The organism is Mycolicibacterium sp. MU0050, assembly GCF_963378085.1.
In the GTDB taxonomy this organism is placed as follows: domain Bacteria; phylum Actinomycetota; class Actinomycetes; order Mycobacteriales; family Mycobacteriaceae; genus Mycobacterium; species Mycobacterium wendilense.
In genome coordinates this window covers 2508345-2523818 of sequence record NZ_OY726395.1, presented here as the reverse complement: position 1 = coordinate 2523818, position 15474 = coordinate 2508345, and the positions used below count along the sequence as shown (strand labels likewise).

Annotated in this window: 16 protein-coding genes; 8 read left to right on the top strand and 8 right to left on the bottom strand. The window is 68.4% G+C overall.

Translation table 11 applies throughout. The features are described from left to right. Positions 1-3: 3 nt before the first annotated feature. On the bottom strand, positions 4-1149 hold the full coding sequence (locus R2K23_RS11845; protein WP_316516872.1) for an acyl-CoA dehydrogenase family protein: 1146 nt from the start codon (positions 1147-1149) through the stop codon (positions 4-6). A 108-nt stretch (positions 1150-1257) separates the two neighbouring features. On the opposite strand from R2K23_RS11845, the gene R2K23_RS11840 reads away from it, so the two are divergent. Beyond that, a complete protein-coding gene (locus R2K23_RS11840; RefSeq protein WP_316516870.1) occupies positions 1258-1842 on the top strand; it encodes a TetR/AcrR family transcriptional regulator in 585 nt (194 codons plus the stop codon). Positions 1843-1910: 68 nt separating this feature from the next. Further along, complete coding sequence (locus R2K23_RS11835; RefSeq protein WP_316517222.1) at positions 1911-2831, top strand: LLM class F420-dependent oxidoreductase; 921 nt, start codon at positions 1911-1913, stop codon at positions 2829-2831. Here R2K23_RS11835 and R2K23_RS11830 read toward each other — a convergent pair. From R2K23_RS11830 to R2K23_RS11815, 4 genes are all read right to left on the bottom strand, one after another. Next, entirely contained in the window at positions 2828-3268 is a 441-nt protein-coding gene (locus tag R2K23_RS11830) for a response regulator (RefSeq protein ID WP_316516868.1), read from the bottom strand. The genes R2K23_RS11835 and R2K23_RS11830 overlap by 4 nt on opposite strands. Further along, positions 3265-4872, bottom strand: coding sequence for a sensor histidine kinase (locus R2K23_RS11825; RefSeq protein WP_316517220.1), 1608 nt, complete (start codon positions 4870-4872; stop codon positions 3265-3267). The genes R2K23_RS11830 and R2K23_RS11825 overlap by 4 nt, the downstream gene beginning before the upstream one ends. Next, on the bottom strand, positions 4866-6074 hold the full coding sequence (locus tag R2K23_RS11820; RefSeq protein WP_316516867.1) for a PP2C family protein-serine/threonine phosphatase: 1209 nt from the start codon (positions 6072-6074) through the stop codon (positions 4866-4868). Before R2K23_RS11820 ends, R2K23_RS11825 begins: the two co-directional genes overlap by 7 nt. Before the next feature lie 135 nt (positions 6075-6209). Then, complete coding sequence (locus tag R2K23_RS11815) at positions 6210-6830, bottom strand: superoxide dismutase (protein ID WP_316516866.1); 621 nt, start codon at positions 6828-6830, stop codon at positions 6210-6212. Positions 6831-7162: 332 nt separating this feature from the next. Between R2K23_RS11815 and R2K23_RS11810 the strand changes: the two genes are divergently transcribed. The 3 genes from R2K23_RS11810 to R2K23_RS11800 all read left to right on the top strand — a co-directional run bounded on the left by R2K23_RS11810 (position 7163) and on the right by R2K23_RS11800 (position 10138). Further along, positions 7163-8701 carry a hypothetical protein gene (locus tag R2K23_RS11810; protein ID WP_316516864.1) on the top strand — a complete coding sequence of 513 codons (1539 nt, stop codon included), beginning with the start codon at positions 7163-7165 and terminating at the stop codon, positions 8699-8701. 43 nt (positions 8702-8744) lie between these two features. Continuing rightward, positions 8745-9698, top strand: coding sequence for a phosphotransferase (locus R2K23_RS11805; protein WP_316516862.1), 954 nt, complete (start codon positions 8745-8747; stop codon positions 9696-9698). A 110-nt stretch (positions 9699-9808) separates the two neighbouring features. Then, a complete protein-coding gene (locus R2K23_RS11800) occupies positions 9809-10138 on the top strand; it encodes a DUF732 domain-containing protein (RefSeq protein ID WP_316516860.1) in 330 nt (109 codons plus the stop codon). A gap of 11 nt (positions 10139-10149) precedes the next feature. Here R2K23_RS11800 and R2K23_RS11795 read toward each other — a convergent pair whose 3' ends face one another. Together R2K23_RS11795 and R2K23_RS11790 are read right to left on the bottom strand one after the other, a co-directional pair. Beyond that, complete coding sequence (locus R2K23_RS11795; protein ID WP_316516859.1) at positions 10150-11403, bottom strand: MFS transporter; 1254 nt, start codon at positions 11401-11403, stop codon at positions 10150-10152. Positions 11404-11464: 61 nt separating this feature from the next. Then, positions 11465-11950 (bottom strand): DUF309 domain-containing protein, encoded by a 486-nt coding sequence (locus R2K23_RS11790; protein ID WP_316516857.1) that lies wholly within the window; start codon positions 11948-11950, stop codon positions 11465-11467. A 122-nt stretch (positions 11951-12072) separates the two neighbouring features. On the opposite strand from R2K23_RS11790, the gene R2K23_RS11785 reads away from it, so the two are divergent. After that, positions 12073-13065, top strand: coding sequence for an NAD-dependent epimerase/dehydratase family protein (locus R2K23_RS11785; protein ID WP_316516855.1), 993 nt, complete (start codon positions 12073-12075; stop codon positions 13063-13065). A gap of 13 nt (positions 13066-13078) precedes the next feature. Here R2K23_RS11785 and R2K23_RS11780 read toward each other — a convergent pair whose 3' ends face one another. Further along, positions 13079-14203, bottom strand: coding sequence for a baeRF11 domain-containing protein (locus R2K23_RS11780; protein WP_316516853.1), 1125 nt, complete (start codon positions 14201-14203; stop codon positions 13079-13081). A gap of 221 nt (positions 14204-14424) precedes the next feature. On the opposite strand from R2K23_RS11780, the gene R2K23_RS11775 reads away from it, so the two are divergent. Continuing rightward, complete coding sequence (locus tag R2K23_RS11775; RefSeq protein ID WP_316516851.1) at positions 14425-14910, top strand: TspO/MBR family protein; 486 nt, start codon at positions 14425-14427, stop codon at positions 14908-14910. 150 nt (positions 14911-15060) lie between these two features. Continuing rightward, positions 15061-15417: an SgcJ/EcaC family oxidoreductase gene (locus R2K23_RS11770; RefSeq protein WP_316516850.1), complete on the top strand. Its 357-nt coding sequence runs from the start codon at positions 15061-15063 to the stop codon at positions 15415-15417. Positions 15418-15474 lie beyond the last annotated feature (57 nt).

The window sequence follows — 15474 nt, the reverse complement described above, 5'->3', positions numbered from 1 at the left end:
CGCTCAGCGCCCTTTGGCCAGGTCCCGGCTGATGACCAGCCGCTGAATCTGGTTGGTGCCCTCGAAGATCTGCATGATCTTGGCCTCCCGCATGTACCGCTCCACCCGGTAGTCCCGGGTGTAGCCGACACCGCCGAGGACCTGAACCGCGTCGGTGGTGACCTTCATCGCGGCATCGGTGGCGACCAGCTTGGCCACCGAGGCGTTACGCGAGTACGGCAGCCCGGCATCGCGGCGCCGCGCCGCGTCCAGATAGGTGGCGCGGGCGGAGTCCACCGCCGCGGCCATGTCGGCCAGCACGAAACCGAGGCCCTGGTGGTCGATGATCTTGCGCCCGAAGGTGCTTCGCTCCTGGCTGTAGGCTACGGCGTCGTCGAGAGCGGCCTGGGCGAGTCCGACCGCCACCGCGGCGATACCCAGCCGGCCCGAATCCAGTGCGCTGAAGGCGATCTGCAGGCCCTGTCCCTCGTCGCCGATGCGTCGCTCGGCGGGGATCGGGACATTGTCGTAGTGGGCGGCCGTGGTGGGGACGGCGTGCAGGCCCATCTTCTCCTCGGGCTTGCCGAAGGTGAGCCCGTCCGCGGTGCCCGGCACCAGGAAGCAGGAGATGCCCTGGGAGCCGGTGCCGGTGCGCGCGAACAGGTTGTAGAAGTCCGCGATCCCGCCGTGGGTGATCCAGGCCTTCTCGCCGGTGATCCGGTATCCGTCGTCGGCGGCCACCGCCTTGCAGGTCAGCGCGGCCGCGTCCGAGCCGGCCTGGGGTTCGGACAGGCTGTAGGCACCGATGGTGTTGCCGCCCAACATCTCCGGGAGCCACTCGGACTTCTGCTGATCGGTACCGAAGGCCATCAGCGGATGACAGGACAGGCTGTGCACGCTGACCGCGACCGCAACGGCGGCCCAGCGTGCCGCGATCTCCTCCAGCACCTGCAGGTACACCTCGTAGGGCTGGCCACCGCCGCCCCATTCCTCCGGGTACGGCAGGCTCAGCAGCCCGGCCTCCCCGAGGGTGGCGAACACCCCGTCGGGGTAGGTCTCGTCGCGTTCACACTCGTCGACGCGCGGCAACAGGGTCTTGTCCGCGATGTCGCGGGCCAGGGCGATCAGGTCGCGCGCTTCGTCACTGGGTAGGAGTCGATCGACAGGCACGCGGTTCCTCTTTCTCTCGTCGGGTCCACCGCGCGCGACCAGTACTGCGCGCTGACCTCCAGTACCACTCTGACAGTACTACAGACCATCTTCCAGTACTATCGGCGTGTGCAGCCCAGCTCCGCCACCACCTTCGGTACCGCCCGTCGGACCCAACTCTTCGACGAACTGTTGGCGCTGTTCCTGTCCGAAGGGTTCGCACACCTGACCCTCGACGACATCGCCGCGCGGCTGCGCTGCTCGAAATCCACGCTGTACACGCTCGCCGACAGCAAGGACGGCCTGGTGGTCGCGGCAACCGTGCACTTCTTCCGCGGTGCCACCGCGGCCGTCGAAAGCCAGGTGGCGGCGGTCGACGGCGCCCGTGAGCGCATCACCACCTACCTGGCGGCGGTGGGCCGGGCCCTGGACGCGGCCTCGGCCCAGTTCATGGCCGACCTCGGGGCCTTCGGGCCGGCTCGCGAGGTGTACGAGACCAACACCGCCATCGCCGCCCAGCGGGTCCAGGAGCTGATCGCCGACGGCGTGGCCGCCGGCGACTTCCGAGACGTGCACGCCGCCTTCGCCGGAGAGCTCGCGGCGACGATGATGGTCGGCATCCAGCAGGGTCGGGTCCGGGCGGCCACCGGCCTCGACGACGCCGCCGCCTATCGCGAGCTCGCGGCGATTCTCACCGGCGGCATCAACGCCTGAGCCGAGCCGGTCCGTATGACAAATCGGAGCGTCGGTGTAACGTCAGCTCCGCTATGGACCTCACCCAGGTGCGCTTCGCCATCACCCACCCCATGCATTCGCATCCGTACCACCCCGATGTGGTGTCGGGCGCCGGAATCACCGCGATCGCCGCCGCCGCCGAGCAGGCCGGCATCCACGGCTTCGGATTCACCGACCACCCGGCGCCCTCGCAGCGCTGGCTCGAGCACGGGGGACACGACGCGCTCGACCCGTTCGTGGCAATGAGTTTCGCGGCGGCCCACACCAGCAGGCTGCGGTTGATCCCGAACATCGTGGTACTGCCGTACCGCAATCCGTTCGTGGTTGCCAAGGCTGCCGCCACGTTGGACCTGCTGTCCGACGGACGGTTCACGCTGGCCGTCGGCGTCGGATACATGCGCAAGGAGTTCGAGGCGCTCGGTGTCGACTACGAGCAGCGGGCGGAGCTGTTCGAGGAGGCGCTGCGGGCCATCCGGGCCGCCTGGACCACCGACGATCTCTCCTTCGAGGGCAAGCACTTCACCGCCCGCGGCATCACCGCGCATCCGCGTCCGGTGGCGCAGCCGCACCCCCCGATCTGGATAGCCGGCAACACCGCAGCGGCGCGCGAACGCGTGGTCCGCTACGGCGACGGTTGGTGCCCCTTCCCGGCCCCGCCCGGGCTGGCCCGCACGGCGAAGACCGCGCCCATCGACTCCGTCGAGCGACTGCGCGCGCTGATCGCGGATCTACACGCCCGACTGGAAGCCGCCGGGCGCGATCCGGCCGCGGTGGACGTGGCCTTCTCGCCGTTCTACCCCAAGGGGCCCGGCGACGCCGACTTCAACGCCGACGAGTTCCTCGCCGGATTGGAGGAATTGGTCGGCGCCGGGGTCACGTGGGTGAACATCCACATTCCCGGCGACGGGGTGAGGGCGGCCACCGAGGCGCTGGACCGGTTCCGCGCCACGGTGATCGAGGCGCTCTAGAACTGAGGTAGCCGCACCACCTGGACGAAGAACTCGTCGATCTGGCGCACCGCACTCATGAACTGGTCGAGGTCGACCGGCTTGGTCACGTAGGCGTTGGCGTGCAGCTTGTAGCTGCGCAGGATGTCTTCCTCGGCCGAGGACGTGGTCAGGACCACCACCGGGATGTGGCACAGGTCCGGATCGGACTTGATGGTCTGCAACAGTTCGCGGCCGTCGTACTTGGGCAGGTTCAGGTCGAGCAGGATCAGGTCCGGCCGCGGCGCTTCGGCATAACCGCCGCGCCGGTACAAAAAGTCCAGGCCCTCCTCACCGTCGCGGGCGACGTGCAAGGTGTTGTTGATCTTGTTGTGCTCGAACGCTTCTCGGGTGATGAGCTCGTCACCCGGGTCGTCCTCGACCAACAAGACATCGATCGGACCATCGCCGCTTGTCATAGGCGAGTTCCTTCCTGTTCGACCGCGGCACCGTCGGTGACAGTGTGCGGCAGTGTGAAGCAGAATCTGGTCCCGTCGGTGTACGACGGGTCGATCCAGATGGTGCCGCCGTGATATTCCACGATCTTCTTACAGAGCGCCAGCCCGATTCCGGTACCAGAGTAGACGTCACGCCCGTGTAACCGTTGAAAGATCACGAAGACCTTTTCGCTGAACTCCTCGGGGATCCCAATGCCGTTGTCCGAGACGCTGATCAACCAGCCCGCATCGTCACCGCCGGGGTCCGGGACGCACTCGACGACAACCCGGGGCGGCAGCTCCGGTCGCCGGAACTTCACCGCGTTGCCGAGCAGGTTCTGGAACACCATCGTCAACAACGTGGCGTCGCCGGTCACCGTCGGCAGTGGTTGTTCGGGTCGCTGGATCTGGACCCCGGAGTCCTCGACCGCCGTCGACAAATTGTCCACGGCCTCGTCGAATGCGGCGTTGAGGTCCACCTCGGACGGCATGGTGTTGAGCCGGCCCACCCGCGAGAACGTCAGCAGGTCGTTTATCAGGACCTGCATCCGCTTGGCGCCGTCGACGGCGAACTTGATGTACTCGTGGCCCCGGTCGTCGAGTTGGTCGCCGTAGCGCTTCTCGAGCAGCTGACAGAACGAGGCGACCTTGCGCAGCGGCTCCTGGAGGTCATGCGAAGCCACGTAGGCGAACTGTTCGAGTTCGGCGTTGGACCGACGCAACTCCACGGCCTGCTCGTCGAGTGCCTCGGCCTGCTGGGCGAGTACCGCGCGGCCCGAACGGGACACCTCGAGCTCGTCGACGATGCGCTGCCGCATGTCTTCGACATCGGCGGCGATGGCGCGGATGTCCCGGGGTCCCTGCGCGACGATGCGCTCCCCGAAGTTGCCCTCGGTGATTCGTCGGCAGGCCGCCGCGAGCGCTTCCAGGGGTCGGGTCACCGCCTTGCGCATCAACACCGCCAGCAGCAGCGCGGTGCACAGGATCGCGACCAGCATCGTGATCAGCACGCCGTTGCGCCAGGCCTGGGCCCGGGCCAGGTCGGTCATCCCGGCGGTGCGCGCCTCGAAGAGATGCTCGCTCTGGACCTCGAAGAGACCTCGGATTCGGTCGAACTGAACCTTGCCCTGCTCGGCGGCGAGGGAGTCGAAATCCGGCCTCGATCCCGCGGGGACCCTGGCGATCTGCGGTTCGGCATACGTGGCGCGCCACGTGGCCGCGGCCTCTTCGATCGCATCGAGATCGGCGAGCAGTTGCGGACGGTCGGCGACCCGCTCGCGGATCTCGGCGGCGGCCCGGGCCTCGGCGGCCCGGCCGGCGTGATAGGGCTCCAGGAACTGTGGATCCGCGGCGATCAGGTAACCGCGCACCGCGGACTCCTGATCACCGAGCGCTGCCTGGACCTGGTAGGCCGCTACCCGCGCCGGCTGGATCTCCTCACTGAGTTCGCGGGAGACCTGGTCGGTGCGGCTGAGCAACAGGGCGGTGGCCACCCCGCAGATGAGCACCACCACGCCGGTCAGCGACAGCACCAGCACCAGCCAGCCCTGCACGGTGGGTTGAAAGCGGCGGATAGGGCTCACCAGGGATGCCGCTCGACGCGCACCACCGCGATGTCGTCGGTGATCCCGCCGTGTTCAATGGCGCGGTTCTCCGCGCCTTCGATGAGCGCGTCGATGAACTGGTCGCCGGGCAGGTGCGCCACCGAGCGCGCGAGGGCCAGCAGACCGTCCTCGCCCAACCGCGCCGTGCCACGCCCGGCATGTCCCTCGAACAATCCGTCGGTGAGCAGCACCAGCCCCGCGCCCGCGGGCAACTCCACCCGGTCGGCGGGCCAGTCGCCGGTGTGCACGCCCAGGGCGGGGGCGCCCGGCGGCATCACCCAGTCGACCGTGCCCCGGTGGTGCAGCAACATGCCGGGATGCCCGGCGCGGACCGCGGTGATCAGCGGCCCCTCGGGCGGGATGGCCAGACTCATCACCGTCGCGAAGATGCCGGTCCCGGCGCGCTCGACCTGCAAGATCCGATTGAGTTCCCGCATCCGGTCGGTGCCGCGCAGGCCGGCGAAGGTGAGCGCCCGCCACGCGATGCGCAGCGCGACGCCCAGCGCGGCCTCGTCGGGGCCATGGCCGGCCACGTCGCCGACCATCACGTGCACGGTGCCGTCCGGGGTCTGCACGAAGTCGTAGAAATCCCCGCCCACCAGGGCGTTTTCCCGGCTGGGTCGGTACCGGGCCACGATATCGACACCGGAATCTTCCTGGAGCAGGGGAGAGGGCAGTAGGCCGCGCTCGAGCCGGGCGTTCTCGCGTTCGCGCAATTCGCTGGCGTGCAACTCCACGGCCGTCCACTCGGCCCGCTTGCGCTCCACGGCGTACAACACGGCTCGGCGCAGCATCTCCGGCTCGACACGGCCCTTGACCAGGTAATCCTGCGCGCCGGAGGCCACCGCGGACATCCCGAAGTGCTCGTCGGCCAGACCCGTGAGCACCACGATGGGCAGGGTCGGGTCCAGCGCTGCCATCCGCTTGAGCGCGGTATTGCCCATGGTGTCGGGCAGGTTCATGTCCAGGAGCACGCAATCCGGGCGGCTCGCCGCCAGGCGGCGTTCGGCTTCCGCCATCGATGGAACCCAGATGACGGTCGCCTCGGTCAGGGCATCGGAGACGAGTTCCTCGACCAGGAGGGCATCGCCGGGGTCGTCTTCGACCAACAGCAGCGACAAATGATGATGACGGGTGTCATCGACCGGTGCCGGAGCGAACCCAGCGTCATCCCATCGGCGCATCGACCGTCCATGTGTGAGTTGTGATGGTCTGACGATACCGCTATGAGCACCTCGGGCGGGCATCGACCGCGCCAGAATGTCGTCCACCGCGGCCCCCATTTACGGTGCCGCGGTGGACGCCTCCGGTGCAGTGGCTCAGAAGATCAGGCCGGCACCTTTGGCCGTCGCGGCCTCGAACCGGGCCTGGACGTCGGCCCAGTTCACCACGTTCCAGAAGGCCTTCACGTAGTCGGCCTTGACGTTCTTGTACTGCAGGTAGTAGGCGTGCTCCCACATGTCGACCTGCAGCAACGGGATGATCCCGAGCGGAACGTTGGCCTGCTGGTCGTAGAGCTGGAAGGTCAGCAGTTTGTTGCCCAGGGTGTCGAGTCCCAGGACCGCCCAGCCGGAGCCCTGCAGGCCGTTGGCGGCTGCGGTGAACTGCGCGCGGAACTTGTCGAACGACCCGAACGCGTCGTCGATGGCGGCGGCCAGCTCGCCGGTGGGCTTGTCGCCGCCGTTGGGGGAGAGGTTCTTCCACCAGATGGTGTGGTTCACGTGGCCGCCGAGGTGGAACGCCAGGTTCTTCTCGTGCAGGAAGATCGCCGCGTGGTCGTCCTTTTCCCGGGCTTCGGCCAGTTGCTCGATCGCGCTGTTGAGGCCCTTGACGTAGGTCGCGTGGTGTTTGCTGTGATGAATCTCGTTGATTTGGCCCGAGATATGGGGCTCGAGCGCACCGTAGTCGTAATCCAATTCGGGCAGCGTGTAGTCGGTCATGCAATCCCTCTCTAGCTTGTCGATCTCTGGCTGGTTCCACCGGTGGTCGGTCGATCACCCGGCAAAGCCGCCGGGTGGGGCCGCAGCCGATCACGAGAACAACCTTAGTCCGTTCATCTGTTCAGATGTTCAGGTGTTCAGGTGTTCACGTGGTACTGTCGCACCACGGGCCGGTCGTGGCGTTGCCGATGCAGCAATCGTTTGCCGTCTTGCCATCAAGGGGGTAGTCGACGCCACGACCGCTCGTTCGATCCCGCGCCCTAGGCTGCGGCCATGCCGTTGGGATCTCGCCGTTGAGGGCACGCACACTTCAGCCGTTCTCCGTTTTCGCCGTGCTGTACACCGTTGCGCTGGTGCTGGAGTTGGGCGACAACTGGACCGACTCCTGGTTCACCGCCTGCTTTGTCGCGGCCTCCGCGCTTGCCGTCGGCACCGGTATGAACCGGGGGAAGTTGCTGACGTTGGTCGTCGCGTTCACCGCCTACTTCGTCGTGTTCCGATTTCCCGAGGTGGCCAACCACGTCAATCTGATGCTGTGCCTCAATATCGGGATCATCGCGGTGCTCACGGTGTCGGTGGTGCGGGGGCGCGATCCCGAGGACGACTTCGCGGCCCTGGCGCCGCTGCTGCGTATCGGACTCATCCTGGTCTACGCGCTGGCCGGCTTCCACAAACTCAACACCGACTATCTGCAGCCCGAATCATCCTGCGCGACGAGCATTCTCGGGTCGGTGATCGGAACACTGGGGATGCGCGTGCTCGGGGTGCCCGTTGTGATCCCGGTGGCAGCGGTCGCGGCGGTGATCGGTTACCGCCTGGCCCGCCGCGGCCGATTCGCCCGTCCGGGTCATCGCGGATTCACCGCGGCGGTGATGGGGCTGGCGATCGCCGGACTGGGCGCCGTGGCCGTGGTCTTGCTGAGCTGGCGTTTGGGCCCCGTGGGCGCGGCCATCAGCGTCGTCGCCGCGGTCGCGGTGGTCGCCTGGGAATTGATCGGCGGTCTGCTGCTCACGGTGCCCCGACTGCAGGCGGGGATCCTGGCGATCTCGCTGGCCATGCACGCCACCCTGGCCCTGGTCGGCTTCGTGGACTTCGGCGCCCTGGCGGTGGCGCTGCTGTTCAGCTTCGTCCCGCCCGCCTACCTGCGGGTGCTGATCGACGGGGGTGCGGTACGCCTCGGCGCGCGTTCGGTGCACCGCGTCACCGCCTACGCCGCCGTCGGATTCGGTATCGCCCTGCTCAGCGGCATCGACGCCCACGTGCAACGCGTCCCGGAGACCACGTTCGTCACCGGCCTGCTGTTCAACCTCGCGGTGCTCATCGTCGTCTGGCCGATCCTGGCCGCGGTGTTCGACCCCGCGCCGCGACCCGACTGGGGCGGAGTGCGCATCCTCGACCGCCGGACCCCTGCACTGCTCTACGCCGTCCCCGCGCTCATCGCGCTGCTCGGCATGACGTCGTACCTCGGCCTGCGGACGGCAGGCAATTTCTCCATGTTCAGCAACCTGCGAACCGAGGGCGAAACCTCCAATCATCTGCTGCTGTCGGGCAATCCGCTCAAGCTGTGGGATTACCAGGACGACGTCGTCTGGATCGTCGACATCGACGACCGCTACGGCCAGATCATCCACCACTACGACGAGTCACCGCGCGGCCATGCGCTCCCGGTCGTGGAATTCCGCAAGTGGATCCATGACTGGACCGAAGCGGGCTACCGCGTGCCGCTGACCTACGAGTATCGCGGTGAACTGCGCGCCACCGCCGACATCGTGACCGACCCGGCATGGCGCACCGAGCGCCGCACCCCGGCGATGGTGCTGCAGGATTTCCGGATCATCCAACCCGGACAACCCAATTGGTGCCGTTGGTAAAACCGCTCGACGGCGGCACCGCTGAACGCCGATACTGGGCGGGATGCTCACCGCTGATCAGATCGCCGCTCGCACCGACCGCGCGCTGCGCGCCGCCGAGGCCGCCGGCCGCTCGCTCGGGCTCACCGTGACCGATCCGCGTGTGCTGCACGACGTGTTCTCCGTGGTCGTCCACCTCGCACCCGCGCCGGTGGTGGTCCGCGTGCCCACCGTGCTACCGCCGGCCTATACGCGTTCTCCCGAGCGCCAGGCGGCCCAACAACATTCGGAGCTTTCGGTGGCGGGATGGCTGGCCGACCGAGGCCATCCCGTGGTCGCGCCCAGCCCACTGGTGCCCCGGCAACCCGTGCGGCGGGACGGCTTTTCGATGACGTTCTGGCAGTACGCCGAGGAGCTTCCGAACGGCGAGCCCGACATCGTGGCCGGCTGCGCCCAGACCGCCCGCCTGCACGCCGCCCTGCGCGACTACGGCGGTCCCGGCCTTGGCTTTTGGACCCCGTTCAACGGTTTCATCCCGGCGGCGCTGGCCGCGCTGGACGGGCAAGCTGACCTGGTGGACGCCGCCGATCTCGCACGGGCGCGCCAGGAGTGGGCCGTCCTGCGCCCGGTGCTGGAATCCCGCTCCGGTTTCGACGCGGCCTTTCCCGGCCGGGGGACCCAGACCATCCACGGCGATGCGCCGTTCTACAACATGATCCGCACCGCCGACGGGCTCACGTGGGCCGACTTCGAACTGGTCACGGCCGGACCGGTGGAATCCGATCTGGCGATGGCCGGCCCGGCGGGGATCGAGGCGTACAACGAGGCCGCCGCCGCCTGCGGTCTGCGTCGGCTCGACGAGCGGGTGCTGCGGGTCACCGAGGCCGCCGCCCGGCTGGGCACCGTGGCCGCCCTGGCGATGGCGCCCGAGCTGCCGCTGCTGCTCGACGCCCTGGCACCGGTGCTCGAGCAGTGGCGCTGCACACCGCCGCTCACCTCGGCGATCTGGACGGAGTGACGAGCCCATCCAGAAATTGGTGCGCCAGACCCCGTCTGTGCCGCCTTACCGTGGGAGGACTGCAGCAACCATCGCACCGTCCGCGGGGACGGCGCCGGGGAGGAGCCATCGTGCGCACACCAAAAATCGCATTCCGGGCCGGGATCGCCGCGCTGACCGTGGGTGCGTCGCTGGGCGGCGTGACCCTGCCGGCCGCGGCGTGGCCCACCCCGCTGACCGACGTCGAGATCCGCTTCCTCGACTCCGCCCGCGCCAGTTTCCCGGCCGGCGACGACCAGCTGCTACTGATGGGCAAGCAAATGTGCCGCCTGCTCTACACCGGCAGTTCGGCCGCGGACGCCATCGCCGCCACGGCGGGGCCGAACGGGGCCACCCCCGAGCAGGCCGGCGGGGTGCTCAACGCGGCGCGCGCGACCATGTGCACGCAGGCGCCGGGCTGAGGCGCCCATAGCTAGCCGGTGGGCTCCGCGGACTCGACCGCTACATCGGCTGCGGCGTCGTCGGTTTCTGGAACCACGCGCCGGCCACGGCCCAGCAGGAGGAACAGCGCGCCGCCGACGAAGGCGGCGATGCCGGCGAGGATGAGGAAGCCGTTGAAGCTCGGACTGCTCTGCAGGGTGCGGCTCAGGATCAGCGCGCCCAGCGCCGACGAGACCCCGATGGCGGCCGACAGGATGCTCAGTACCGTGCTGTAGATCTGCAACGAGAATCGTCGGGCCACCAGGTAGGCGATGACGTCCCCCTCGGCGCCCCAGGCCGCGCCCAGACAGCACACCGCCACCACGAGCGCGGTGAAGGTGTCCCAGGAGGTCGCAATGATCAGGCAGCCGACGCCGGGCAGGGCCATCGCCACGGCCGCGACCAGGTGTGGGGGCAGCCGGTCGAGGGCGATGCCGCAGACGAACCGGCCGACGATCACGGCGCCGGCGAACACCGACACCAACACGGCCACGGCCTCGCCGGACCCCACCGAATCACCCAGCACGACGCCGAGCTGGGTGGTGGTGATCGTGTGGTACAGGTTGCACAGCAATACACCGCCCAGCAGGATCCAGAAGACCGGGCTGCGCGCGATCAACCGGTAGTCCTGGCCGGCTTTGACGCTGCGGCGATCGCGCCGCACATCCGGATCCTCGGCGGGCAGCAGTAGCAGCGCCAGGGCACCGATGACGGCGATCGCGGCGGCGATGACCAGACACCCCGCGCGCCAGCCGTGGGTACGGTTGATCGCGTCGACGGCCGGAGCGCCCACGGCGCCGAGCAGCGGCGGCCCAGAGATGGCGATCGCCAGCGCCAGACCGCGCATCTTGTCGAAACACGTTGCGACCACACGGCTGTAGATGGCCGGCGTGGTGGCGACGCCCAGTCCGATCATCGCGATCGTGATGGCGAAGTACTGCCAGATGGGCCCGGACATCAGCGCGTAGGCGGCCCAGCCGGCCGGCAGCCCGATCACCCCGGCGATGGCGATCCGGCGCACCCCGAACAGGTCGGTGAGCCGGCCGTACACCGGCAGGAACACGAACGTCAGCAGGGCGATGACCCCGGTCAGGGCGAACTGCGAACGGCTCCAACCGAACTCCGCGAGGAACTGGGGCGCCATCACCGCATTCGTGTACGCGGTCAGGCTAAGCCCCGCGCTGAGCCCGGCCGTCGCCGCCGCCAGTGGCTGCCAGTTCGTCCGCAACTCGCCCAGGTAGCTCATCGAGTCTTCACCTTTCGATCACACCCATGGGGTTGCCCGCAACGATCGCCGCGCCGTCGGCTCACCGCGTCGCGTCCCGGCGCAAGACGGGACGCAGCCGTTCTTCGGCAATCTCGTTGTCGTGCAGCAGATCCTCGGCCAGCCCCAGCGCGTGCCGGACGAGTCCGTCGATGTCCACGCCGTGGGTGTCGGGGGAATCGGCCTCGCCGAGCCCGGCGGCCGCGCGCCGCAGGATGGCCGTCGCGCCGGTGCGGTTCCCCCGCTGGATATGGGTGATTCCCACCGCCAGTTGCGCCAACGCCTGCCACATCCGGCGTTCGGCGGCCGGCGCGTTCTTCCAAGCGGCCTCGAGCACCTCGTGCGCATTGAACGCCAGAGCGTCGTCCAGAAGCTCCTGGGCGTAGGTCAGCGTCTCCTCGGGTGCCAGGGTCAGATCCTCGGGTATCCGGGCGACGCCTTCGGCGCCATAGGGCAACGGGCGGCCCAGCGCGTCGCGGGGCCGCAGGTTGCGCGCCTTCCCCAGCTCGTCGCGGTCACGGTCGGCCATTCACCCAGTTTGACATCGCGACGAACGATCGCCGCACCGGGGTGCGAACCGGTCTCGCTACTGTATTGCTTACGGTACGCTGTGCGATCTGGGCTGGACCGACGGACAGGGGCCGACGACACATGAGCAGAGCGCTGGTCATGGGGGCAAGCGGCAACGTCGGCGCATGCGTCACACGACACCTCGCGGCGCGCGGCGACGACGTCCGCGTGCTACTGCGGAAGACAAGCTCCACCAAGGGAATCGACGGCCTGGACGTCCAGCGTTGCTACGGCGACATCTTCGATGCCGAGGCGGTGGCCGCGGCGATGGCCGATCGTGACGTCGTCTACTACTGCGTGGTCGACGTGCGCGCCGAACTGCGCGATCCGGCCCCGTTGTTCCGCACCAACGTCGAGGGCCTGCGGCAGGTGTTGGACATCGCCGTCGGGACCGGCCTCAAGCGCTTTGTGTTCCTCAGCACCATCGGCACCATCGCGGTGGACACCAACGGCGAGACGGTCGATGAGGACACCCCGTTCAATTGGGCGGACCGTGCCGGCTCCTACATCGAATCACGGCGGCAGGCAGAACAACTCGTGCTGTCCTATGCGCGCGAGCGCGGGTTGCCGGCGGTCGTGCTGAACGTGTCGAACCCCTACGGACCGCCGGATTGGCAGCCCCGGCAAGGCATTTTCGTGCAGCTGGCCGCACTGGGCAGGCTGCCGTGCTATGTCCGCGGCGTCGGTGCCGAGGTGGTCGGCATCGACGACGCGGCCCAAGCGATGCTGCTGGCCGCCGAGCGCGGCCGGGTGGGGGAGCGGTACATCGTTTCCGACCGCTTCATGACCCAGCGCGAAATGGTCACCGTCGCGGCCGAGGCCGTCGGGGCCAAACCGCCCCGGTTCGGTATCCCGGTCGCGGTCGTGGCCGCCGTGGGGCGGATCGTGGAGACCATCGGGGCACTGACCGGCCGCGAGGTCCTGATCACCAGCACCAGCGTGCGACTTCTCCGGATGACCTCACCGGCCGACCACAGCAAGGCCACCCGGGAGCTGGGGTGGACGCCCAGGCCCACCGAGGAGTCCATTCGACGCGCCGCCGAGTTCTACGTCGCGCGCCGTCAGGTGCGTTGAGCCGACGGACCCGTCAACTCAGCGCGAAGCGCAACTCCGCGACGGCGGTCCCGTTCCAGATGGGCGCGCTGACTTCCTGGCTACGGACGGCGATCACCTCGCCGCCCTTGTCCAACACGGTCACGGCGATGCGCGACAGCAGGTCGTAGCCGTCGGGGGTGTAGTTCACCTCGCCGGTCGCGTCGTCGAGAATGCCGAGTACGTCAACGGTGAAGTCGTACAACAGGGTTGAGACCGCGCCGGCCACCGCGGCCCGGGCGATGTCACCGATATCGGTGGCCACCAGCCCCCGGCTCACGGTGTCCGCGATGTCGCCGAGGCGAGTGTTGACCCGCGCGGTGTTCAGGGTGGGCAACGATTCGCGGATGGCCGCGTCGATCTGGTCGGGCCGCAGGTCGTCGGGGGCACCCGGCACCGCGACCAGGCGGTGTTTGCCGTCGACGTTGCGGTAGAAGTCGAGCAACGGGTCGGTGGCGAACAGGTACAGCGGCAGTTTGCGATCCGGATCGGCTTGGCTCAGCTCGGATTCGACCGCATCCGCCACGCGTTTGGCGTAGGTCTGCAGCAGGGTCTTCTTACCTTCGTCGCCGACCAGCCGCCCCACCTGCCCGCGCCCGCGGATCGTGGTGCGATTGGTGGCCTCGGCGGCGTCGGCGGCGTACTCCTCGGTCAGCGGCATCTCCTCGGCGCGACTGGCGGCGGTGGCGTGCCACAGGTTCCAGCCGTCCGCGGACAGGGTCAGCGCATACGCCTCCTGCGGTGTCGTGACCGCCCGGACCAACTGCCCGATGTCGAAGTACTGACCGACCTGCAACTGGGTCTCCAGCCCGTTGGGCAGCACGTACACCTGATGTTGGTCGTCGGCGATGAAAATCGCGAGTGACCTGGACAAACTGCGCCAGAGTTCGGAGTCGGCGATCTCCTCCCACCGCTGGCGGAGCTGGTTCTCCACCGCATGCTTGGCCCCGGATTCCCGGACGGTACGCAGCGCGCGGTCCACCGCGCTCTTCGCCGACAGCAGGGCGTTCTCACGATGGTCGGGGCCGGGCGCGGTCTGCACGTAGACCGTGATGGCGTTCCGGTGGGGGCGGCCGAGTTCGATCAGATCGGCGACGCTGGGCAGTTGGTATCGAAGCACAGTCACTCCTTCTGCAGGTTTCCTGTCTCCATTCCCACCATAGGCACTTTTGCCCGCGCGGGGCCGGGAGTCGCCCGACACGGGGAGCGGTCCACGTGCGGCGACACGGGCCCGAGCATGAAAGTTGCGGGTGTGAACCATCCGGCGGCCGGGTAGCTCCGAATGAGTACCAGAGGAGCGTCTCACCGGCAGGCGCCGGCAACCGACAGGAGCAGCAAGCGATGAAAGTCAAGACCCTTGGCGCGACGGCGGCGGCCGTGGCAGCGACGGCGATCGCCGGCAGCGCAGCCACCAGCAGCAGCGTGAAATCGCCTTGGTACGCACGGTTGCGCAAGCCCAGCTACCAGCCGCCGCCGAAGGTCTTCCCGATCGTGTGGCCGCTGCTCTACACCGACATCGCGGTGGTCTCCACCGACACCATCGACGGTCTCACCAATGCCGGCGGCGACGACGCCGCGCGCGCCTACCGCACCGCCCTGGGGATCAATCTGGTGCTCAACGCGGGCTGGTCCTGGGTGTTCTTCAATCGGCGCCGGCCCGGTTTGGCCGCCCTGACCGCCGGCGCGCTCACCGCCAGCAGCGCCGACCTGACCCGGCGGGCGGTCACGGCGCGCGGCCTGCGCGCGGCACCGCTGGCGGCCTACCCGGCCTGGTGCGCGTTCGCCACCGTGCTGTCCTCGCACATCTGGTGGCTCAACCGGCGCTGATCACGGCCGGCGGAGGTACGGTGCGGCTTCGATTCGCACCGGCATGTGCCGCATCGGTTTTCGCCGCGTTTCCTCACGGAAAGGCCATCGGCTTTACAGGTTCTCGTGGTACTGTAACCTTCGAAATCGCTACTGCGCCAAGGGGAATTGATGAGTGCTGAGGAAATTGTGCGCGCCGAGATCGCCGCATGGGGTCGCAACGACGTCGACGAGGTGATGAGCCACTTCGCCGACGACGCCACCTTCGACATTGGGCCTTCCTATCCACAGCTTGCGGGTCGCGACGCGATTCAGAAGATCATGAAGGCCTTCTTCGCCCGCGGCACCTGCGTGGATTTGGAGATCCGTCATCTCGCCGTCGACGGGAATGTCGTGTTGATGGAACGTACCGACCATTGGATCGTCGGGGGAGAACAGACGAGTTGGCCGGTGATGGGTGCCTACCAGGTCGACGGTGAGAAGATCACGGCCTGGCGCGAGTATTTCTTCCCGCCCACCGAGTCCTGAACTCGGGGCTGTCCCGAAACCGGCCTCGGAATCGCCGGCACCGCCTCCGGTGCCGGC